This window comes from Ancylobacter sp. TW_SC_1 (assembly GCF_056836805.1).
Map to the genome: position 1 here is coordinate 1340121 of NZ_CM166365.1, position 20152 is coordinate 1360272.

The window sequence follows — 20152 nt, forward strand, 5'->3', positions numbered from 1 at the left end:
CCATGGAAGGGATGAATCGTGCTATGCAGGGCCCGTGTTGTGCGCTCCCTACCTCGGCGAGGGCCCTCATCCACCGGAAAGCGGCATGGCGCGTGGTGCGATCGTCAGTGGGAGTGTAAAGGCTTGAGCCTTAGTCTACTGCAGTATCGGATGTCATCACAGGACACCCTCGGGCGCCGACCGAAGGTCGATTACATCTACCTGGCGGTCCTTATAATGTCGTTTCCCGGCTATCCTATGGTGGCGACGATCGCCACCATGTCCGGTTTGCCGAGTACGCCGCTCTCCATGGCGATGCGGGGGCTTAATTTCGGATTGACGCGGGTGCTTATTCTGGCGGGGCTTGCAAGCCGGCGCAAGGGAGGATCAGCTTGCAATGGTCGCTAAATTAGCGCGTTCTGTAGGATATAAGTACGTATATCTGGTGTTGAGTGCTCTTTCAACAGCTATCTCTGTCCCGATTTATTTTTCTGGAGAGAGCTCTCTCGCTACAATATTTCTCCTGTTATCAACATTTACGATCACTGCATTTTCTAGCAATAAAAATATATTGCACATTTCAATTTTATCCGGCCATTATGCTTTTTGGGTAATGCCAATAATTGTGACAACATACGTTGATATAGAAATAAATTACTTTGTTAGTCTTTGGTCCGTGATAGGTGTTATATATTTAATTGTAGGAACAATGTCATGCCCAACAATTTCATGGAATAGATATGAAATTTCAATTTCAAGCCCGGTATACGTAATTATATACTTGGTCGCTATGTTGGCTATGATTGGATCTAACGGTTATACGTTTGTGCCGTTTATAGGTATTATTATTGTTTCTGGGGCTCTTAGGATGAGCGGTGGTGGAAATATAGTCGCCATTTCTATTTATGCTTCTATTTTTATTTATAATGTATTGTATTGGATATTGTACTGGAATGGATCTGGCCGTCTTGTGGTTATGGGTATTTTGATGACCATAACATTTATGTATTTAATGCGGGTAGGTCTTTCATTTGTACTGAAACCCATCGTGATGTTTGTTATACCCATCGGTGCATTGGGGGGGACTTTGTTGAGATTTGGAGGGGACAATCTCTGGGACGCAATTTTCCTTTCAACAAAGGATTCTACGTTAAGTCCGATCGTACTATCAAGTGAGATATTTAACGATCGAGGTTACGCAGAGATTGTTGATTTTTTTGGGTGGATAGATCAAGTGCTGTTATTATTTTTGGCGTTCGTTCCTAAGGCATTGTGGCCATCGAAACCGAATGGATTCGGGACGGTTTACACATTGGAGAATTTACCCCAATACCTTGCAGATGCTGGACATTCTGTTGCCGCAAATTTTTTCGGTGAGCACGTATATTATCTGGGAGGCATAGGTGGTGTTTTTGGTATGTTTTTTGCTCTAAGCATTATACTATTAACTTATAGATTTCTGTCTAGCGATAAGATGCTTGGCGGTTATGGTTCATTCATTATGGGGCTGTGGATTCCGACATATTATTGGGGAGGGATGCAGTCATTTTCGGCTCGTTTTCTGGTTAGCTTTGTTCCTGTTGTCATTTTGCTGGGGGTGTATCGAATATATAGTCGATCTCGCGGCAGAAAAATGAAGCGAATACGTGCTGCGTTGTATCGTAATAATCGGTTTGGTGTACCAAAGACTGTGCTGTCGTTGAGGTTGAAATCCAATTCTGCGATACGGGAGCGCTCTCGTGTGCAGTGATCTGTCCATAGGCGCCTCGCGCGTGGTGATCGTTCAGCCGACGCTCCCAAATTATCGCGTCGACCTCTTCGAGCGGATGGCCAGAAACCTCGAATGCCCGATAGAGGTGCTGTACTCGCCCGGTCAGTTGGGCGTTCTGACGAAAGATGACGCGAGCTATCCCTGGGCGCGGCGTCTGCCGGCCATGCGGACCCTGCTGCCGGGGCTGGACTGGCAGCCGGGCGTGCTGACGACCCGAGTCGGCAGGGGCGATATCGTCGTCCTGTCGGGTGCCCCGCGCAATCTGTCCAACATGCTGATGCTGGTCTGGGCGCGCTGGCGCGGGGCTCGAACCGTGTGGTGGGGGCAGTATTGGAGCAGCACAAGCCGCGCCCATCGCTTCCTGCTCCGCCTGCTCCTCATGAAGCTCAGCCATGCCGTCCTGTTCTACACGGACGATGAGGTCGACGCGTATCGCAAGGCCCTGGGGCGCGACGACCGACGTCCGGTTGACGCGCTCAACAATGGCGTCAATGTCACGCCGATCCTGGCCTTGCGAGCGCCTTACGTGCCGGGGCTGCGCGCCCGTTCGCTGCTCTTCATCGGTCGGCTCACCGCGAAGGCCGAACTCGGCACCCTGCTCGACGCGCTCGCCCGACCCGAACTGACCGATGTCCGGCTGGAGATCGTCGGCGACGGCGAGGAGAGGGGGGCGCTGGAGGAAAAGGCTCGCCGATTACGGCTCGATGACCGGATCCTGTGGCATGGCGGCATGACCGATGAGGGCGAGATCGCCGCCATCGCCAACCGCTGCCGCCTGTTCGTCTATCCCGGCGGGGTCGGCCTCAGCCTCCTTCACGCCATGGCCTATGGGCTGCCCGTGGTGGTTCATGGCGAGCGCTGGCAGCACATGCCAGAGATTGCGGCGTTCCTGAGTGCCCGCTGCGGCCTGTCCTTCGAGCGGGACAATCCGGTCGCGCTGGCGAGCGCGATCGCGGCGGCACTTGCCGTGACCGAGGTCGACGCCAGCTGGTCCGTGGCAGCGGCCCGCGTGGCCGAGCAGGAATTCAACACGCAGGAAATGGCGCGGCGATTCTGCCGTTTGCTGCGGCGGGTCGAGGTACACGAGGATATGCATGCCGCCGTTTCCTGAGCCGCAAAGCCAAGAGCTGCGGCATGGCACGGTTTCGCGCCGTCCCGTCATCCTCGCCACCATCGGGAGCTATCTTCCCGGTTTTCGTGCCGGCGGCCCCATTCGCAGCGTTGCCCATCTGGTCGATCACTTGTCGGACGAGTTCGATTTCCGCATCCTGTCCACCGACCGCGATCTCGGGGATGCTTGCGCCTATGCCGGAGTGGAGGCCGACCGCTGGGTCTCGGTGGGTCCGGCGCTCGTGCACTACACCTCTCCGGCGCGCCAGGGTCCGGGGGCGATCAGTCGCCTCATCGCCGAGACGCCGCACGATGTGCTGTACCTCAACAGCTTCTTCTCCCCGCGCTTCACCATCGTGCCGCTGCTGGCGCGCCGTCTCGGGCGGATTCCGCGCCGGCCGACCGTGCTGGCGCCACGCGGCGAGTTCTCCGTGGGCGCCCTGGCGCTGAAGGGGTTCAAGAAGCGTGGCTATCTCGCCGCCGGCAGGGCGGCCGGCCTGTTCCGCGCCCTGCGCTGGCAGGCTTCTTCGGATTTTGAGGCGCGCGACATCGCCGCCGTCATCGGGCCGCAGGCCGAGGTGACGGTGGCCTGCGATCTGCCCGCCCGTTTGGCCGACGCGCCGTCCCTGCATGAGTTGCGTGGTAGCGGTGAGCCGTTGCGGGTGCTGTTTGTGGGGCGCATTTCGCCGATGAAGAACCTCGCCTTTGCGCTCGACACGCTGGCACGGGTACGCTCTCGCGTGATGTTCAACATCTACGGTCCTCCCGAGGACGAGACCTACCGCGTGTTGTGTGTCCAGCAGGCAGCCGCAGTGCCAGCGAATATTGAGGTGCGCTGGGGAGGGGCCGTGCTCCCCGACGAGGTGGACTCGCTCATGGCTCGGCATGATCTTTTCTTTCTTCCCACCAGGGGCGAGAATTACGGCCATGTCATCGCCGAATCTCTGGCCGCGGGAACGCCGGTGCTGATCGCCGACACCACGCCCTGGCGAGGACTGGCGGAGGCGGGCGTCGGCGACGACCTGCCGCTCGGCGATCCCGCCGCCTTCGCCGCCCGTATCGAGGCGATGGCGACCGAGCCGGCCGAGACGGCGCTCGCCCGCCGCGCGCGGGCAGCGGCCTATGTCCGGCAAGGTCCGCGGCAGCAGGCCGACATTCTCGCCAACAGAAACCTGTTCCGCGCCGCGCTCGGGGGCAGGGAAGCTGTGGCATCTCGCGGGGGGGTGAAGTAGACAGGGCGTGACGAGAGGCAGGGGCATGCAGCACGAGCGCGTTTTGATCACCGGGGGCACCGGCTCCTTCGGGCGGACCATGCTGCAGGATCTGCTGCGCCGTGGCTGCCCGGAAGTCCGCGTGTTCAGCCGCGACGAGGAAAAGCAGGATATGCTGCGCGGCACGCTGCGCAGCGGCAATGTGCGCTTCTATATCGGCGATGTGCGCGACCGAGACAGTGTCGACCGTGCGATGGCCGGCGCCACCCGCGTCTTCCATGCGGCGGCGCTGAAACAGGTGCCCTCCTGCGAGTTCTTTCCGCTGGAAGCGGTCCGCACCAACATTCTCGGCTCGGAGAATGTGGTACGTTCTGCGGTGGCGGCGGGGGTGCGTTCCGTGGTCTGCCTGTCCACCGACAAGGCGGTGTTCCCGGTCAACGCTATGGGTATCTCTAAGGCGATGATGGAAAAGCTGGCGCAGGCCGCTGCTCGCTCCATCGGCCCCGACGCCGCCACGACGATTTCGCTCGTGCGCTATGGCAATGTGATGTGCTCGCGCGGCTCGGTCATTCCGCTGTTCATCCGTCAGATCAAGGCGAGCCTGCCCATCACCGTCACCGAAGCGAGCATGACCCGCTTCCTGATGCCGCTGCGCGACTCGGTAGCGCTGGTCCACCACGCCTTCGAGCATGCCCGCCAAGGCGACCTGTTCGTGCGCAAGGCGCCGGCCTCCACCATCGCCGACCTTATTGCAGCGCTGAAGGAGCTGTTCGGCCGCCCCGACCATCCGGTCGAGGTCATTGGCTGGCGCCATGGCGAGAAGCTGTTCGAGACGCTGGTCAGCGCCCAAGAGCTCACCAAGAGCGAGGATATGGGCGATTATTTCCGCGTCAGCATGGACGGGCGCGATCTCAACTACCGGCACTATTTCGTCGAAGGCGACACCGAGACCGTCGACCAGCACGATTACCATTCGCACAACACTGAACGGCTGGACGTGGCGGGAGTGAAGACGCTGCTGATGTCGCTGCCGGAAGTCGTCGCGGAGATCCAAGGCTGGGCGGCGTGAGTCGCGGATAGTCGCGGAGGTGAGGGCTTCATGAAGGTTCTTGTTGTTGGTGCGAGCGGCATGCTCGGCAACGCCATAGCGCGGGTTCTGCCGACCGAGGGCCTTGACGTGTATGGCGTCGCCCGTCGCCCGTTTTCCGCGGAGAGCTTTCCGCGTCTGACCCCCGAGCGCTATCTGCGGATCGGGGATGTGCACGATTTCGATACGCTGCGCGCGATCCTGACCCAGGTCGCGCCGGACGCGGTCATCAATGCCATCGGCGCGGTGAAGCAACTCGCCGTTGCAGATGACCCTCTGGTGGCCCTGCCGATCAACGCGCTGCTGCCCCACCAGCTGGCCCGCCTGTGCGAAGAAGCCGGTGCGCGCCTCGTCCAGGTCAGCACGGACTGCGTGTTCGATGGCACGCGCGGCAACTACACCGAGGACGACCGCCCCGATGCGACCGATCTGTACGGGCGCAGCAAGCTGCTCGGCGAGGTGGACTACCCGCATGCCGTCACCTTGCGCACCTCCATCGTCGGCCACGAGCTCGACAGCCATCATGGCTTGTTCGACTGGTTTCTGGCGCAAGAGGGCGTTGTCGGGGGCTACAGAAGGGCGATCTTCTCGGGCCTGACTACCGTCGAACTGGCCCGCGTCATAGCCCGGCATGTGCTGCCGAACGCACAGCTGCGCGGCGTCTATCATGTGTCGGCCGCGCCCATCAGCAAGGACGCGCTGCTGCGGATCGTTGCCGAGGTCTACGGCAAGGCGATCGAGATTGTGCCGAAGGACGAGCCGGTGATTGATCGCTCCTTGCGGTCGGACCGCTTTCGCGCGGCGGTAGGCTATATGCCGCCGGATTGGCAGACGCTGGTGGGAGATCTGCGGGATGTCTATGCACCGCGCGGGTGAGGGCAAAGTAGGAGGGCCGAGACGCATCGTCGTCACCGGCGCTGGCGGGCTGCTCGGCTGGCACTGCCTTGTCCGTCTCCACGCCCGCAACTGCGCGGCCCGGTTCCGCGGCGAGCCGGCGCCCTATGATCTGGCGCCCCTCGACCGCGCGACGTTCAACGATCCCGCCCGTCTTGGCGGGGCGGTGGAGGGTGCGGCGGCGGTGCTGCATTTCGCCGGCGTCAACCGCGGCACTGAAGCCGAGGTCGAGACCGGCAACGTCGACATCGCGACCCGCCTCGCCGAAGCCTGCGGGAAGAGCGAGGCCGCACCGCATATCGTCTACGCCAATTCCACCCATGCCGCGTCCGACACGCCCTATGGCCGCTCCAAGCGTCGGGCGGGCGAGATCCTTGCCGACGCCGCGCCGCGCTTCACCAACCTCGTCCTGCCGCACATTTTCGGCGAGGGCGCGCGGCCCTTCTACAACAATGTCACCGCCACCTTCATCCACCAGGTGATGCGCGGGGAGACGCCCGAGGTTAACCCGGAAGGGCGGGTGCAACTGCTTCATGCCGGGGCAGCGGTGGAAGCGGCGATCGGCGCCTGTGAGGGCGGGGTATTCGGCGAGCTTCGGCCCGCGCCGCGCCCGATGAGCGTTGGCGAGCTTCTGGCGCGGCTTCAGGACATGCACGCCGCCTATGGCGCCAACCTGTTCCCGAACCTGTCGGACCCGTTCGACCTCGCCCTGTTCAACAGCTACCGCGCCGCGCTGTACCCGGAAGGCTTCCCGCGCCCGTTGAAGCTGAACGCGGATGCGCGTGGGGTTCTTTTCGAGGCGGCCAAGGGCGGCGGCGGCGGGCAGACGTTCCTCAGCTGGACCGAGCCGTGCGTCACGCGAGGCAATCACTTCCACCTCGACAAGGTAGAACGCTTTCTGGTGCTGGAGGGGGAGGCGGTCATCCGCATCCGCCGCGTGCCGAGCGGTCCGGTGTTGGAATACCGCGTCAATGGGCGCCAGCCCGCCGCCGTCGACATGCCCACCTTGCACACGCACAACATCGAGAATGTCGGCACGACGCCGCTGCTGACGCTGTTCTGGACGCAGGCAGTGTTCGACCCCGCCGTGCCCGATACCTATGCCGATTCGGTTCTGGGGTGAGACAATGCTCAAGGTCATGACGATATTTGGCACGCGGCCCGAGATTATCCGCCTCTCGCGTGTCATGGCGCGTCTGGACGAGTTCTGCGACCATCGCCCCGTTCATACCGGCCAGAACTATGACTACGAGCTGAACGAGGTGTTCTTCGAGGATCTCGGCGTGCGCCGGCCGGACCACTTCCTCGGCACCGGCGGCGGCTCGCTGGGCGAGACGCTGGGCAAGATCCTGATCGAGAGCGAGAAGGTGCTCGCCGCCGAGCGCCCCGACGCCGTGCTCATTCTCGGCGACACCAATTCAGCGATCTCGGCGCTGATGGCGCGGCGGATGAAGATTCCCGTCTACCATATGGAAGCCGGCAACCGCTCCTTCGACCGCAATGTGCCTGAAGAGACCAACCGGAAGCTGGTCGACCACATCGCCGATTTCAACCTCGTCTATACCGAGCATGCCCGCCGGCATCTCATCGCCGAGGGCTTGGCGCACCGGCGCATCTATCTCACCGGCTCGCCGATGCGCGAAGTGCTGGAGCATTACCGCCCGCGCATCGAGGCCTCCGACGTTCTGCAGCGGCTGGAACTTTCTCCGCGCGGCTATTTCATCGTCTCGCTGCACCGCGAGGAGAATGTCGACAGCCGCGAACGCCTTGGCGAACTGGTCGGCGCCTTGTCGGAGCTGGCAGTGCGCTACGAGAAGCCGCTCATAGTCTCTACCCATCCGCGCACCCGCAAGCGGCTGGAGGCGCTGGGCGTCGAGAGCGATGCGCGCGTGCAGTTCATGAAGCCGTTTGGCTTCAACGACTACAACCATCTGCAGATGAACGCCTTCTGCGCCATCTCCGACAGCGGCACCATCGCCGAGGAGGCCTCGCTGCTCAACTTCCCCGCCATCACCCCGCGCGACGCCATCGAGCGGCCGGAGGCGCTGGACACCGGGTCGATCATGGTCACAGGGCTCTCCCGCGCCGCCATCCTGCGCGGCGTCGAGGTCGCCATCCGCCTGTTCGCCGCCCGCACGGCACGGGGCGAGCACTGCCCCTTGCCGGACGACTACGCCATCACCAACACCTCGGAGCGGGTGGTGAGCCTCATCCTCGGCACCGCGCCGCTCTCCAATGGCTGGGACGGGATCAGGGCGAACGAGCTGACCCCATGACCCCCGCTGCCGGCGACGCGCCTCGGCGGCGTCTGATCCTGCTTTCGCAATGGTTCGATCCCGAGCCGACAGTGCGGGGCCTCGCCTTCGCCCAGCGTCTCGACGCGCTCGGGATCGATGTGGAGGTCGTGACCGGTTTCCCCAACTATCCCGGTGGGAAGGTTTATCAAGGCTACCGCCTTCGCCCGCTCCGCCGCGAGCAACATGGCCGTGTCGCCGTCACAAGGCTGGCACTCTATCCCAGCCACGACCGCAGCCGTATCGGCCGCGTGCTGAACTATGTCAGCTTCTTTCTCTCTGCGACGTTCTATCTGCTCTTCCGCGCCCGCCGCGCCGATGTTCTCTATGCATATCACCCACCGCTGACCGTTGCCCTGTCTGCCGTGGTGGCGCGGCGCCTGCGCCGCATGCCATTGGTGCTCGACGTGCAGGATATGTGGCCGGACACGCTGCGCGCCACCGGCATGATCCGCAATGAGCGGGCCCTGCGGTTCATCGGTGCCGTGTGCCGCTGGACCTGGCGCCGGGCAGACCGGATCAGTGTTCTCTCCGAAGGGTTTCGCGGGTTGCTGGTCGAGCGGGGGGTGCCGGCCGAGCGGATCGCCGTGATCTACAATTGGGCGGACGAAGTCGATGGCAGCAGGGTCGCCGCCGCCCCGCCACCCACCTTCGCCGCGTCGGGGCGCTTTCGCGTTCTCTTCGCAGGAAACATGGGGCCGGCGCAGGGGCTCGATACCGTGCTCGACGCCGCCGCCCTGCTGACTGACGCGCACCCGCAGGTCGAATTCTGCTTCCTGGGTGAGGGGCTTGAGGCGAAGAGGCTCGAACAGGCCGCAGCCGCGCGCGGGCTCTCCAATGTCCGGTTCTTCCCCCGTATTCCGAAACAACAAGTCGGCCCCTGGCTGGCGGCAGCGGATGTCTTGCTGGTTCATCTGAAGGAGGATCCGCTCTTCGCCGTCACCGTGCCGTCGAAGACGCAGGCCTATCTTGCCGCCGGCAAGCCGATCCTCATGGCCGTCGCGGGCGATGCGGCCGAACTCGTCCGGCGGGCCGGCGCGGGGCTCGTCGCGCCGCCCGAGGATGCCCGCGCGCTGGCGGCGGCGGTGGAAAGGCTGGCGGCGCTCGATCCGGAGCAATTGGCAATGCTGGGCGACAATGGCCGCCGCTACTATGACGAGCATCTTTCCTTCGCGCAGGGGACCGGACAGATGGCCGCGCTGCTGCGCGAAGCCATGGCCGAGCGCGACACGGGCTGAGCGGCACGCGGCGGCTCACGTCCCGTAATAGTCGCGATACCAGGCCACGAAGCGCGCCACCCCCTCGCGGAAGGGCGTGCCGGGGCGGAAGCCGGTCAGCTCATTAAGGAGCGACGCGTCCGCCCAGGTCGCGGGCACGTCGCCCATCTGCATCGGCATGTAGTTGCGGATCGCCTTGAGGCCGATCTCCTGCTCGATCGCCTCGACGAAGTCGAGCAGGCGCACCTTGTCGGAATTGCCGATGTTGACGACGCGGTACGGTGCGGCCGGGCTCAGGCTGTCGCCGGCAACCGCCTCGCCCCGCTCGCCGGGAAGCGGTGGCACGGCATCGATGAGCAGGCGGATGCCGCGCACCAGGTCATCCACATAGGTGAAGTCGCGCCACATCTCGCCATTGTTGTAGATGTCGATGGGCGTGCCTTCGAGGATGCCGCGGGTGAACTTGAACAGCGCCATGTCCGGCCGGCCCCACGGGCCGTAGACCGTGAAGAAGCGGAACATGGTCGTCGGCAGAGCATAGATGTTCGCGTAGGAGTGGCCCATCGACTCGCAGGCCTTCTTGGTCGCCGCGTAGATGGTCAGCGGCGTGTCGGCCTTGTCGGCCTCGCGGAAGGGCATCTCCTCATTGGCGCCGTAGACCGAGGAGGTGGACGCCATCAGCAGGTGCTTCACCGGCACCGCGCGGGCGCATTCCATCACGTTGAAGGTGCCGACGATGTTGGCGTCGATATAGGCTCGCGGGTTTTCCAGGCTGTAGCGCACGCCCGCCTGCGCCGCGAGATGGACGATGACGTCCGGGCGGAACTCCTCGATGGTCCGCCCGAGCGTCTCGAACTCCTCCAGCATCGCCTCGGTGGCGGAAAAGCCCTCGTTCTGCGCCAGCATGGCGTGGCGGCGCTGCTTGAGGCGGACATCATAATAGTCCGTCATGCCGTCATAGCCGTGGACGCGGAAGCCTTCGGACAGCAGCAGGCGCGCGAGATGGAAGCCGATGAAGCCGGCCGTGCCGGTGATGAAGATTCGTTGCGACGCCGCCACGCTCGTCCCTGCCCCCGCACCGGCTTCGCACCGGACAGCGGTGAGAGCCACAGGGGGCTCTGTTACGCTGCCGGATGCGGTTTAGGCAAGCGATTGAGCCCCTGGCTGCCCCGCACGGGCAAAGCGCGGCGCGCTTGTCGGGCCAGGGGTTTCATCCTACCGCGCGCAGATGCCCCGGCTGCAGGTGACGGATCGGCCGGCCCGGCGCCATCGCCTGCGCCGCGCGCACGATGCCCTGCGCGTCGATGCCGAAATGGCGGTAGAGGTCGGCGAGGGTGCCGGTCTGGCCGAAATGCGCGACGCCGAGCGCGCGGGCGCGGTGGCCGTGCACCGCGCCGAGCCAGCCCAGCGTCGCCGGATGGCCATCGACCACGGTGATCAGCGCGCAGCCCTGCGGCACGGCGCCGAGCAGGCTCTCGACATGGGCACTGGCGCCGATCTCGCCGTCTTCGCGGGCGCGCTGCGCGGCCGTCCAGCCGGCATGCAGCCGGTCGGCCGAGGTGACCGCGAGCAGCCCGACATCGCGCCGGTCCTCGGCGATCAGCCCGACCGCCTCGATGGCCTCGGGCGCCAGCGCGCCGGTATAGGCGACCACGATCTGCGCGTTGGGGCCGGGGCGGCGCAGCCAGTAGCCGCCCTTGACGATGTCGTCGCCGAGCGCTGCATCGATGGCGCGGCGTGGCTGCTCGATGGTGCGGGTCGACAGGCGCAGATAGGCCGAGCCGCCATCCTCCGCCTGCACATGCTCGAAGGCGAAGCGCAGAATCACCGCCAGCTCGTCGACGAAGGCCGGCTCGAAGCTGGTCAGGCCGTCCTGCGCCATGCCGATCAGCGGTGTGGCGATGGACTGGTGCGCGCCGCCCTCCGGCGCCAGCGTCACCCCCGAGGGGGTGGCGGCGAGAATGAAGCGGGCGTCCTGGTAGCAGGCATAGTTCAGCGCATCGAGGCCGCGCTCGATGAAGGGATCGTAGAGCGTGCCGATCGGCAGCAGCCGCTCGCCGAAGATCGAGTGCGACAGGCCCAGCGCCGAGAGCATGGTGAACAGGTTCATCTCGGCGATGCCGAGCTCCAGATGCTGGCCACGGGGCGAGAACTCCCAATTATAGGTCGAGGGAATCCGCTCCTTCTTGAAGGTGTCGGCCAGTTCCTCGCGGGCGAAGAGCTGGCGCCGGTTCACCCAGGCGCCGAGATTGGTCGAGACGGTGACATCAGGCGAGGTGGTGACGATGCGGGCGGCGAAGTCGTCCTCGCGCTTGCCGATCTCGTTGAGCAGCAGGCCGAAGCCCTGCTGCGTCGACATGGCCGGCTGCAGCGGCACGTCGAGCGTCGCCGGCACGGCGATGCGCGGCGGCTGGTGGCGGCGCGTGCCCCCCGCATGGAAGGGCGCGGCGTCGATGAAGGCGTCGAGCGTGGCGGGCGGCGTGGAGAGGCCCTCGAACCTGTCCCACTCATGGCCGGGGCGGACGGCGTGCCGCGCGCGCAGGCTCTCCACCTGCGTCGGCGTCATGAGCCCGGCATGGTTGTCCTTGTGGCCGGCCAGCGGCAGGCCGAAGCCCTTGATGGTGTAGGCGATGAAGCAGACCGGCCGGTCATGGCCGCGCGCCTGCTCGAAGGCATCCAGCAGCGAGGGCAGGTCGTGGCCGCCGAGATTGGCCATGAGCTGCGCCAGCTCCTCGTCGGAGCGGGCCTCGATCAGCGCGGTGACGTCGCCCTGGTCGCCGATCTCGTCCATCAGCCGCTTGCGCCAGGCCTTGCCGCCCTGGAAGGTGAGGGCGGAATAGAGCGGGTTCGGGCAGGCGTCGATCCAGCGGCGCAGTGCCTCGCCGCCCGGCTCCTTGAAGGCGGCCCGCTGAAGCTGGCCGTATTTCAGGATGACGACGTCCCAGCCGAAATTGCGGAAGATCGATTCGAAGCGCTCCCAAAGACCCTCGCGCACCACCGCGTCGAGGCTCTGTCGGTTGTAGTCGACGATCCACCAGGTGTTGCGCAGGCCGTGCTTCCAGCCTTCCAGCAGCGCCTCGAAGATGTTGCCCTCGTCCATCTCGGCGTCGCCGACCAGCGCCACCATCTTGCCCTCGGGGCCATGGCCGAGATTTTTCGCGCGGAGATAGTCCTGCACCAGCGAGGCGAACAGCGTCTGCGCCACGCCGAGGCCGACCGAGCCGGTGGAGAAATCGACGTCGTCGGTGTCCTTGGTGCGCGAGGGATAGGACTGCGCGCCCTTATAGGCGCGGAAATTCTCCAGCTTTTCGCGCGTCTGGTTGCCGAACAGATACTGGATGGCGTGGAAGATCGGGCTCGCATGCGGCTTCACCGCGACGCGGTCCTCGGGGCGGAGCGCCTTGAGGTAGAGTGCCGTCATGATGGTGGCGAGCGAGGCCGAGGAGGCCTGATGGCCGCCCACCTTCAGCCCGTCGGCATTGGGGCGGACATGGTTGGCGTTGTGGATCGTCCACGTCGCCAGCCAGAGGATCTTGCGTTCCAGCTCTTCGAGGATGGCGATGTCGTCGGCGTGTCGGGCCATGGTCGGCGCTCCGGGCTTACCCATTGTCGCAGCCTAGGCAGGCGCGTGCGCATTTTGGAGCTATTCTTGGTCGGCTGCCGAGCCTATCGTGGCTCAATTCGCCAGTCATGGATCAAATAGTGGCGTTTCATGCCGGAAATCAAGATAGATGCCATCGACCGCAAGATCCTCGCCGTGCTGCAGGAAGACGCGCACAGCACCATGGAGCGTCTCGCCGAACGGGTCGGCCTGTCGCCCTCGCCCTGCGCGCGGCGGGTGCGCAATCTGGAAGCGGCCGGCGTCATCAAGCGCTATGTCGCGGTGGTGGACCAGGACAAGGTCGGGCTGCCGGTCAGCGTCTTCGCTTCGATCAAGCTGGAGCGCCAGCGCGAGGACGAGCTCGACCGCTTCGCCCGTGCCATCGCGCGGTGGCCGGAGATCGTCGAGTGCTATCTGATGACCGGCCAGCGCGACTACCTGCTGCGCATCGTGGTCAAGGACCTGCCTGCCTATGAGGCCTTCCTCAAGCGCACGCTCACCCGGCTGGAAGGCGTCGCCTCCATCGAATCGAGCTTCGCGCTGAGCCAGGTGAAGCATTCGCAGGCGCTGCCGATCGAGTGAGCGCGGGCGATTGCCGGGGCGGGCGATTGTCGGGACGGGCGGTCGCTCCTATCCTGCCGGCCCTTCGAGGCGATGAGCGAGGTTGTCATGGCGAAGCACGGCTTGATCCGCATCGGCGTCGGCGGCTGGACCTTCGAGCCGTGGCGCGGCGTGTTCTATCCCGAGGGTCTCGCCCAGAAGCGCGAGCTGGAATATGCCGGCTCGAAACTGACGGCGATCGAGATCAACGGCACCTATTACGGCTCGCAGAAGCCCGAGAGCTTCGCCAAATGGCGCGCCGAGACGCCCGACGGCTTCGTCTTCACGCTGAAGGGGCCGCGCTTCACCACAAATCGCCGCGTGCTGAGCGAGGCGGGTGAATCGATCGAGCGCTTCTTCAACAGCGGCGTCACCGAGCTGAAGGAAAAGCTCGGCCCGGTGAACTGGCAGTTCATGGCCACCAAGAAGTTCGACCCGGCCGATTTCGAGGGCTTCCTCAAGCTGCTGCCGAGACGGGTCGACGGGCGCGACATCCGCCACGCGGTGGAGGTGCGGCACGACAGCTTCCGCACGCCGGACTTCGTCGCGCTGGCGCGGGCCTATGGCGTCGCCATCATCTTCGCCGGCGACAGCGCGTTTCCTTCCATCGCCGACGTGACCGCGCCCTTCGTCTATGCCCGCATCATGGGCACGACCGAGGACGAGCCGCTCGGCTATTCGCCGGCGGCGCTGGACGACTGGGCGGCCAGCGCGAGGCGTTGGGCGGAGGGTGGCACCCCGCCGGCACTGAAGGACACGCTGCTGGTGGCGCCCGCGTCGGAGGCGCCGCGCGAGGTTTTCCTGTTCGTCATCAGCGGCTTCAAGCCGCGCAACCCCGCCGCCGCCATGGCGCTCATCGAGCGGGTGTGACCGGACCCGCCTCGGCGGCGAAGACCAGCCGCGCCCGCGTGCCGTGCGGCGCGACGGCTTCCAGTTCGAGCCGCCCGCCATGCAGGGCGGCGATGCGGCGCACGATCTCCAGCCCGATGCCGAGGCCGCCGGCGCGCTTGTAGTGGCCCGGCGCCTCATGCGCCGGCGTCGCGGGGCTGCGCGCCGGATCGAGGCCGCGCCCGTCGTCGCTCACCGCAAGGCCCGGTCCCTCGTCGCTGCGCACCACGATCGACACGCCCGGCCCGCCATGGCGCACCGCGTTCTCGATCAGGTTGCGGGCCGCGTCCTTGAGGAGCGCGGCATTGCCCTCGACCGCCGAATGGCCGGACTCCTCGAAAGCGATGCTGGCGCCCTGCGCGTAGACGAAAGGCGCCATGGTGGCGACGATGTCGCGGCCGATTTCGGCGAGCCCGACCGGCTTGAAGTCGCTGCGGTCCGAGGCTTCCAGCCGCGCCAGCGTCACCAGTTGCTCGACGAAATGGCTGAGTTCGTCGAGTTCCGCCGTGGTGCGGCGGGCAGCGGGGTGGTCGATGTGCTCGAGCTCCAGCCGGATCACCGCGAGCGGGGTACGGATCTCGTGCGCGATGGCCGAGGTGAACAGCTTCTGCGCGTTCATCAGCTCGCGGGTGCGGGCATAGGAGCGGTTCACCGCCCCGGCGAACTGGGCGATCTCGCGCGGCATGCCGGCTTCCTCGATCCGCGCGTCGGGGCTCAGCGGGTCGAGCCGCTCGGCCTGTTCCGCGGCCGCCGTCACCGGCCTGAGCGCGGCGCGGATCGACAGCAGCGTGGCACCCAGCACGAAGATGAGCGTGAGGCTCATCGGCAGCACCATGTGGTCGAGCACCTCGTGCGCCAGCACGCTCCAGATGGCGTTCTGCGGATCGCCGGTCACCGCGACCTCGATGAAGGCGTCGCGTGCGCCGATTTCCACCGTCCTGCCGCCGGCGAAGGTGAGCGGGTAGCCCGGCCGCATGATGCGCAGCCAGAAGGAGGGCGGGTTGAGATCGAGCGGGAGGAAATGCTCGGTGCAGGCCTGATCGCAGTGGGAGAACAGCACCACGCCCTGCGCGGTGCGCACCCGGGCGACATAACCCGAGTCCGGCGCGCCATAGCGGGACGCGATCTCCTCGGGCAGTTCATAGGCGAGGCGCGTGCCGTGCAGCGAGAGACCCTCGGCGAGTTCGGCCGTCTCCTGTTCGAGCAGCAGGCGCGCGAGGTTCTCCGGGTCGCGGCCATATTCCACCAGCACGGCGACGAGCTGCGCCAGCATGGCGAGCGCCGCGAACAGCACGATGCGCAGGGCGACGATGCGCCCGAGCGGCCGTGCCCTGCGCGGCCGGGTGCCGGCCGTCCTGTCGGGTGCCCCGCCTGTCGTCACGCCTGTCGTCACGTTTGGGTCTCGCGCAGCAGATAGCCGACGCCGCGCACCGTCTCGATGGCGATGCCGCTGTCCAGCGGGGCGAGCCGGCGGCGCAGCCGCGAGAGCACCACCTCGATGGCGTTGGGGCTCATCTCCTCGTCGAACTCGGAGAGCATCTCCTCCAGCCCGCGCTTGGACGTGACGCGCCCTCCATTGCGCATCAGGATTTCCAGCGCCGCCCGTTCGCGCGGGGCGAGGGCGATCACTTCCTCGCCGCACCGTACCTCCTGCGTGGCGGGATCGAAGCGGAGCGCGCCCGCTTCCAGCACCGGGTCGACGGCAACCGGCGCCCGGCGCAGCAGCGCCCGCGCGCGGGCCAGCAATTCGCCATTGTTGAAGGGCTTGGCGAGATAGTCGTCGGCGCCGGCGTCGAGGCCGGCAATGCGCTCATCCACCGCGCCGCGCGCGGTCAGCACCAGGACCGGCGTGCTGTTCTTGGTGCGGCGCAGGTCGCGGACGACGTCGAGCCCGTCGCCGTCCGGCAGGCCGAGATCGAGCAGGACGAGGTCGTAGCGCGTCGTGGCGAGCGCATCGCCGGCTTCGGAGATGCTTCCGACGGCGTCGAGCCGCCAGCCGGCGCCCCGTATGGTTTCGCCCACCAGCTCGCGCAGCCGGGCGACGTCCTCCACCAGCAGCACTCTCACGGAGCCCTCACGACTTTTTCCTGCCCGTCACCATCGCCCACACCAGGTTCTCGCGGTGGCGCCAGCTTTCGAAAAGCGCGGCGGCCGCGTGCAGCAGGGCAAGCACGATTATGGCATTGGCGAGGGTTTCGTGCAGCTCTTCCAGCCACTCCTCGCCCCAGAAGGCGTCGAGGGTGGACATCCAGCCGGTCAGGCACACGCCGGCCAGCAGGGCCATGAGCGCGAGCATCATAAGGCCCCCGGCCGGGTTGTGGCCGAGCATGCGCGGCTCCCGCCCGCGCAGCAGGGCGGAGAGATAGGCGGTCAGCCGGGAGGGCGTCGGCACGAAGTCCGAGAAACGCGCATATTTCGTGCCGACGAACCCCCAGACAAGGCGGATGGCGAGGGCGGCGGCGACGACATAGCCGACGATCTCGTGTGCCCGTTCGCCTTCCTCGAGGATGAACAGGTTCAGGACGCAGCCGGCGACGACCGTCCAGTGGAACAGGCGCACGACCGGGTCCCAGACCCGGACGCCGGCGCCCGTGGCCGGAGGCGTGATACCCCCGGCCTGAGCTGCCCGAGAGGCCATCAATCGATCTCGGACTTCACGACGGCGCCGGTGACCGGGTTGAAGTAGACCTCGGCCTTCCTGTTGTCCTTGGTGTAGCCGTAGATCTCGTAGCAGCTGCCCGAGATCTTGAAGGTCTTGATCTTCTGGTAGCCCATTTCGACGACCTTGGCCTTCATGGCCTCCTCGGTCATCCATTTGTCCTTGGCCTCGGTGGTGCAGGCCGGGCCGGCGAAGGCGGCGGCCGGCACCAGGACGGAGAAGGCGACGAGGCCGGCAACGATATGGCGCATCGGGTGTTCCTGTTTCCTGCGATCGGCCAACAGCGGCGATCGACCGGAAACTACGGACAGCAAGCTTTCGTCCGCCTGTCAGAAACTCCACGAGAGGTGCCGGCCCGCCGATTCCCCGGACTGCTCCGATCGGGTTGATCAACCCGATCGGTCGGTCCGTCTCCGGCCTTACGCTTGGCGTCCCCACTTCCAGTCGCGCACTTCCGGCAGGTCGATGCCGTGGGCGCGGATATAGCGGGCATGTTCGGTCAGCTTGTCGCGGATCGCCTGCCGGACATGGACGTTGCCCTGCAGCCTCGGCACGCGGTCGAGCACGTCGGCGACGAGGTGGAAGCGATCGAGCCGGTTGCGCACCACCATGTCGAAGGGTGTGGTGGTCGAGCCTTCCTCGACATAGCCGCGCACATGCATGTTGTCGTGGTTGGTGCGCCGGTAGGCGAGGCGGTGGATGAGCCAGGGATAGCCGTGATAGGCGAAGATCACCGGCTTGTCCCGGGTGAACAGCGCGTCGAAATCCATGTCGGAGAGCCCGTGCGGATGCTCCGATCGCGGCTGCAGCGTCATCAGGTCGACGACGTTGACGAGGCGCACCTTGAGGTCCGGGCAATAGCCGCGCAGCAGGTCGGTCGCGGCCAGCGCCTCCAGCGTGGGCACGTCGCCGGCGCAGGCCAGCACCACGTCCGGCTCGCCGCCCGCGTCGTTGCTTGCCCATTCCCAGGTGCCGATGCCCTGCGCGCAGTGCTTGATGGCGGCGTCCATGTCGAGCCATTGCGGCGCCGGCTGCTTGCCGGCGACGATGACGTTGATCCGGTTCCAGCTCCTCAGGCAGTGGTCGGTGACGTAGAGCAGCGTGTTGGCGTCCGGCGGCAGGTAGACGCGAACGATGTCGGCCTTCTTGTTCACCACATGGTCGATGAAGCCGGGGTCCTGATGGCTGAAGCCGTTATGGTCCTGGCGCCAGACATGCGAGGTCAGCAGGTAGTTGAGCGAGGCGATCGGCCGGCGCCACTCCACCTCCTTCGACGATTTCAGCCATTTGGCGTGCTGGTTGAACATCGAGTCGATGATGTGGATGAACGCCTCGTAGCAGGAGAACAGCCCGTGCCGGCCGGTGAGCAGAAAGCCCTCCAGCCAGCCCTGGCACATATGCTCGGACAGCATCTCCATCACCCGCCCGTCGCGGGCGAGGTGGTCGTCATAGGACAGCGTCTCGGCGTCCCAGGCACGGTTCGTGACCTCGAACAGCGCCTGCAGCCGGTTCGACGCGGTCTCGTCCGGGCCGAAGACGCGGAAGTTCCGGCTGTCCGCATTGGCCTTCATCACGTCGCGCAGGAAGGTGCCCATCACATAGGTCGATTCCAGCTCGACGTCGCCCGGCTTGGGCACCTTCACGGCGTAGTCGGCGAAGTCCGGCAGGCGCAGCGGACGAAGCAGCGCGCCGCCATTGGCCCGCGGGTTGGCGCTCATGCGCTTCTCGCCCAGGGGGGCCAGTTCGGCGATCTCGGGCTTGAGCCGGCCGGCGGCGTCGAACAGTTCCTCCGGCCGGTAGCTCTTCATCCACTCCTCGAGCAGCGCCAGATGCTCGGGCTTCGACATGTCGGAGAACGGCACCTGGTGCGAGCGCCAGAAGCCTTCCGCCTTCTTGCCGTCGACGGTTTTCGGGCCGGTCCAGCCCTTGGGGCTGCGCAGCACGATCATCGGCCAGCGCGGGCGGTCGGTGTCGCCGCGCTCGCGGGCGGCCTTCTGGATCGCGGCGATCTTGCCGAACGCCTCGTCGAAGGCCGCGGCCATCGCCTGATGCATCGGCTCGGGCTCGTCACCCTCGACGAAGATCGGGTCGTGGCCGAAGCCCTCCATCAGCGCCTTCAGTTCCTCGTGCGGGATGCGGGCAAGCACGGTGGGGTTGGCGATCTTGTAGCCGTTGAGGTGCAGGATCGGCAGCACCGCGCCGTCGGCGGCCGGATTGAGGAACTTGTTGCCGTGCCAGGAGGTGGCGAGCGGCCCGGTCTCGGCCTCGCCGTCGCCGATCACGCAGGCGACCACGAGGTCGGGATTGTCGAGCGCGGCGCCATAGGCGTGGGAGAGCGAATAGCCGAGTTCTCCGCCCTCGTGGATCGAGCCGGGCGTCTCCGGCGCCGCGTGGCTGGGAATGCCGCCGGGAAAGGAGAACTGGCGGAACAGCTTGCGCAGTCCCTCCTCGTCCCGCGAGATGTTGGGATAGAGTTCGCTGTAGGTGCCGTCCAGATAGGTCGAGGCGACCACGCCCGGCGCGCCATGGCCGGGGCCGGCGACGAACAGCACGTTCGCGCCGGTGTCGCGGATGACGCGGTTGAGGTGGACATAGATGAAGTTTAGCCCCGGCGTCGTGCCCCAATGGCCGAGCAGGCGCGGTTTCACATGGTCGAGGGTCAGCTTCTCGCGCAGCAGCGGATTGTCGAGCAGGTAGATCTGGCCGACCGAGAGAAAGTTGGCCGCCCGCCACCAGGCGTTCATGCGCGCGACGAGATCCGCGCCCAGAGGACCCGTTGCCTTGCCCTGCTCAACTGCCATCGTCTCGTTCTCCTCAAGCTGACGTGTCTATGGGTCAGAT

17 protein-coding genes are annotated in these 20152 nt (G+C 65.6%); 10 read left to right on the forward strand and 7 right to left on the reverse strand.

What is annotated here, in order from left to right:
- The first annotated feature begins 376 nt into the window (after window positions 1-376).
- From AC1PZ7_RS06200 to AC1PZ7_RS06235, 8 genes are read left to right on the forward strand one after another with little or no spacing between them, the layout of a single operon-like run.
- Window positions 377-1729, forward strand: coding sequence for a hypothetical protein (locus AC1PZ7_RS06200; RefSeq protein ID WP_482358623.1), 1353 nt, complete (start codon window positions 377-379; stop codon window positions 1727-1729).
- Window positions 1719-2861 (forward strand): glycosyltransferase, encoded by a 1143-nt coding sequence (locus AC1PZ7_RS06205; RefSeq protein WP_482358624.1) that lies wholly within the window; start codon window positions 1719-1721, stop codon window positions 2859-2861. Before AC1PZ7_RS06200 ends, AC1PZ7_RS06205 begins: the two co-directional genes overlap by 11 nt.
- On the forward strand, window positions 2845-4092 hold the full coding sequence (locus tag AC1PZ7_RS06210) for a glycosyltransferase family 4 protein (RefSeq protein WP_482358625.1): 1248 nt from the start codon (window positions 2845-2847) through the stop codon (window positions 4090-4092). The genes AC1PZ7_RS06205 and AC1PZ7_RS06210 overlap by 17 nt, the downstream gene beginning before the upstream one ends.
- Before the next feature lie 25 nt (window positions 4093-4117).
- Window positions 4118-5140, forward strand: a complete 1023-nt coding sequence (locus tag AC1PZ7_RS06215; protein WP_482358626.1) for a polysaccharide biosynthesis protein — start codon at window positions 4118-4120, stop codon at window positions 5138-5140.
- Between the two features lie 30 nt (window positions 5141-5170).
- Window positions 5171-6034 carry a dTDP-4-dehydrorhamnose reductase family protein gene (locus AC1PZ7_RS06220; protein ID WP_482358627.1) on the forward strand — a complete coding sequence of 288 codons (864 nt, stop codon included), beginning with the start codon at window positions 5171-5173 and terminating at the stop codon, window positions 6032-6034.
- Window positions 6012-7175 carry a polysaccharide biosynthesis C-terminal domain-containing protein gene (locus tag AC1PZ7_RS06225; protein ID WP_482358628.1) on the forward strand — a complete coding sequence of 388 codons (1164 nt, stop codon included), beginning with the start codon at window positions 6012-6014 and terminating at the stop codon, window positions 7173-7175. Before AC1PZ7_RS06220 ends, AC1PZ7_RS06225 begins: the two co-directional genes overlap by 23 nt.
- A 16-nt stretch (window positions 7176-7191) precedes the next feature.
- Window positions 7192-8328, forward strand: a complete 1137-nt coding sequence (gene wecB, locus AC1PZ7_RS06230) for a non-hydrolyzing UDP-N-acetylglucosamine 2-epimerase (RefSeq protein ID WP_482358629.1) — start codon at window positions 7192-7194, stop codon at window positions 8326-8328.
- Window positions 8325-9584 carry a glycosyltransferase family 4 protein gene (locus AC1PZ7_RS06235; RefSeq protein ID WP_482358630.1) on the forward strand — a complete coding sequence of 420 codons (1260 nt, stop codon included), beginning with the start codon at window positions 8325-8327 and terminating at the stop codon, window positions 9582-9584. Before wecB ends, AC1PZ7_RS06235 begins: the two co-directional genes overlap by 4 nt.
- Before the next feature lie 15 nt (window positions 9585-9599).
- Here AC1PZ7_RS06235 and AC1PZ7_RS06240 read toward each other — a convergent pair whose 3' ends face one another.
- Complete coding sequence (locus tag AC1PZ7_RS06240) at window positions 9600-10622, reverse strand: NAD-dependent epimerase/dehydratase family protein (RefSeq protein ID WP_482358631.1); 1023 nt, start codon at window positions 10620-10622, stop codon at window positions 9600-9602.
- Between the two features lie 151 nt (window positions 10623-10773).
- Window positions 10774-13146 carry a transketolase gene (locus AC1PZ7_RS06245; RefSeq protein ID WP_482358632.1) on the reverse strand — a complete coding sequence of 791 codons (2373 nt, stop codon included), beginning with the start codon at window positions 13144-13146 and terminating at the stop codon, window positions 10774-10776.
- A 129-nt stretch (window positions 13147-13275) separates the two neighbouring features.
- Between AC1PZ7_RS06245 and AC1PZ7_RS06250 the strand changes: the two genes are divergently transcribed.
- Window positions 13276-13746, forward strand: a complete 471-nt coding sequence (locus AC1PZ7_RS06250) for an Lrp/AsnC family transcriptional regulator (RefSeq protein ID WP_482358633.1) — start codon at window positions 13276-13278, stop codon at window positions 13744-13746.
- 87 nt (window positions 13747-13833) lie between these two features.
- Entirely contained in the window at window positions 13834-14634 is an 801-nt protein-coding gene (locus tag AC1PZ7_RS06255; protein WP_482358634.1) for a DUF72 domain-containing protein, read from the forward strand.
- Here AC1PZ7_RS06255 and AC1PZ7_RS06260 read toward each other — a convergent pair.
- From AC1PZ7_RS06260 to AC1PZ7_RS06280, 5 genes are all read right to left on the reverse strand, one after another.
- Window positions 14618-16045: a sensor histidine kinase gene (locus tag AC1PZ7_RS06260; RefSeq protein WP_482358635.1), complete on the reverse strand. Its 1428-nt coding sequence runs from the start codon at window positions 16043-16045 to the stop codon at window positions 14618-14620. The genes AC1PZ7_RS06255 and AC1PZ7_RS06260 overlap by 17 nt on opposite strands.
- Window positions 16042-16719: a response regulator gene (locus AC1PZ7_RS06265; RefSeq protein ID WP_482358636.1), complete on the reverse strand. Its 678-nt coding sequence runs from the start codon at window positions 16717-16719 to the stop codon at window positions 16042-16044. Before AC1PZ7_RS06265 ends, AC1PZ7_RS06260 begins: the two co-directional genes overlap by 4 nt.
- A gap of 7 nt (window positions 16720-16726) precedes the next feature.
- On the reverse strand, window positions 16727-17290 hold the full coding sequence (locus tag AC1PZ7_RS06270) for a cytochrome b/b6 domain-containing protein (RefSeq protein WP_482358637.1): 564 nt from the start codon (window positions 17288-17290) through the stop codon (window positions 16727-16729).
- Entirely contained in the window at window positions 17290-17562 is a 273-nt protein-coding gene (locus AC1PZ7_RS06275) for a PepSY domain-containing protein (RefSeq protein ID WP_482358638.1), read from the reverse strand. The genes AC1PZ7_RS06270 and AC1PZ7_RS06275 overlap by 1 nt, the downstream gene beginning before the upstream one ends.
- Before the next feature lie 168 nt (window positions 17563-17730).
- On the reverse strand, window positions 17731-20112 hold the full coding sequence (locus AC1PZ7_RS06280) for a phosphoketolase family protein (protein ID WP_482358639.1): 2382 nt from the start codon (window positions 20110-20112) through the stop codon (window positions 17731-17733).
- Window positions 20113-20152 lie beyond the last annotated feature (40 nt).

What these genes read in the sequence shown, in the direction of transcription:
- AC1PZ7_RS06220 (WP_482358627.1), top strand. Translation starts at nt 5,171, where the DNA reads ATGAAGGTTCTTGTTGTTGGTGCGAGCGGCATGCTCGGCAACGCCATA.
- AC1PZ7_RS06235 (WP_482358630.1), top strand. Translation starts at nt 8,325, where the DNA reads ATGACCCCCGCTGCCGGCGACGCGCCTCGGCGGCGTCTGATCCTGCTT.
- AC1PZ7_RS06250 (WP_482358633.1), top strand. Translation starts at nt 13,276, where the DNA reads ATGCCGGAAATCAAGATAGATGCCATCGACCGCAAGATCCTCGCCGTG.
- AC1PZ7_RS06245 (WP_482358632.1), bottom strand. Translation starts at nt 13,146, where the DNA reads ATGGCCCGACACGCCGACGACATCGCCATCCTCGAAGAGCTGGAACGC.
- AC1PZ7_RS06210 (WP_482358625.1), top strand. Translation starts at nt 2,845, where the DNA reads ATGCCGCCGTTTCCTGAGCCGCAAAGCCAAGAGCTGCGGCATGGCACG.
- AC1PZ7_RS06280 (WP_482358639.1), bottom strand. Translation starts at nt 20,112, where the DNA reads ATGGCAGTTGAGCAGGGCAAGGCAACGGGTCCTCTGGGCGCGGATCTC.
- AC1PZ7_RS06270 (WP_482358637.1), bottom strand. Translation starts at nt 17,290, where the DNA reads ATGGCCTCTCGGGCAGCTCAGGCCGGGGGTATCACGCCTCCGGCCACG.
- AC1PZ7_RS06275 (WP_482358638.1), bottom strand. Translation starts at nt 17,562, where the DNA reads ATGCGCCATATCGTTGCCGGCCTCGTCGCCTTCTCCGTCCTGGTGCCG.
- AC1PZ7_RS06225 (WP_482358628.1), top strand. Translation starts at nt 6,012, where the DNA reads ATGTCTATGCACCGCGCGGGTGAGGGCAAAGTAGGAGGGCCGAGACGC.
- AC1PZ7_RS06215 (WP_482358626.1), top strand. Translation starts at nt 4,118, where the DNA reads ATGCAGCACGAGCGCGTTTTGATCACCGGGGGCACCGGCTCCTTCGGG.
- wecB (WP_482358629.1), top strand. Translation starts at nt 7,192, where the DNA reads ATGACGATATTTGGCACGCGGCCCGAGATTATCCGCCTCTCGCGTGTC.
- AC1PZ7_RS06200 (WP_482358623.1), top strand. Translation starts at nt 377, where the DNA reads ATGGTCGCTAAATTAGCGCGTTCTGTAGGATATAAGTACGTATATCTG.
- AC1PZ7_RS06255 (WP_482358634.1), top strand. Translation starts at nt 13,834, where the DNA reads ATGGCGAAGCACGGCTTGATCCGCATCGGCGTCGGCGGCTGGACCTTC.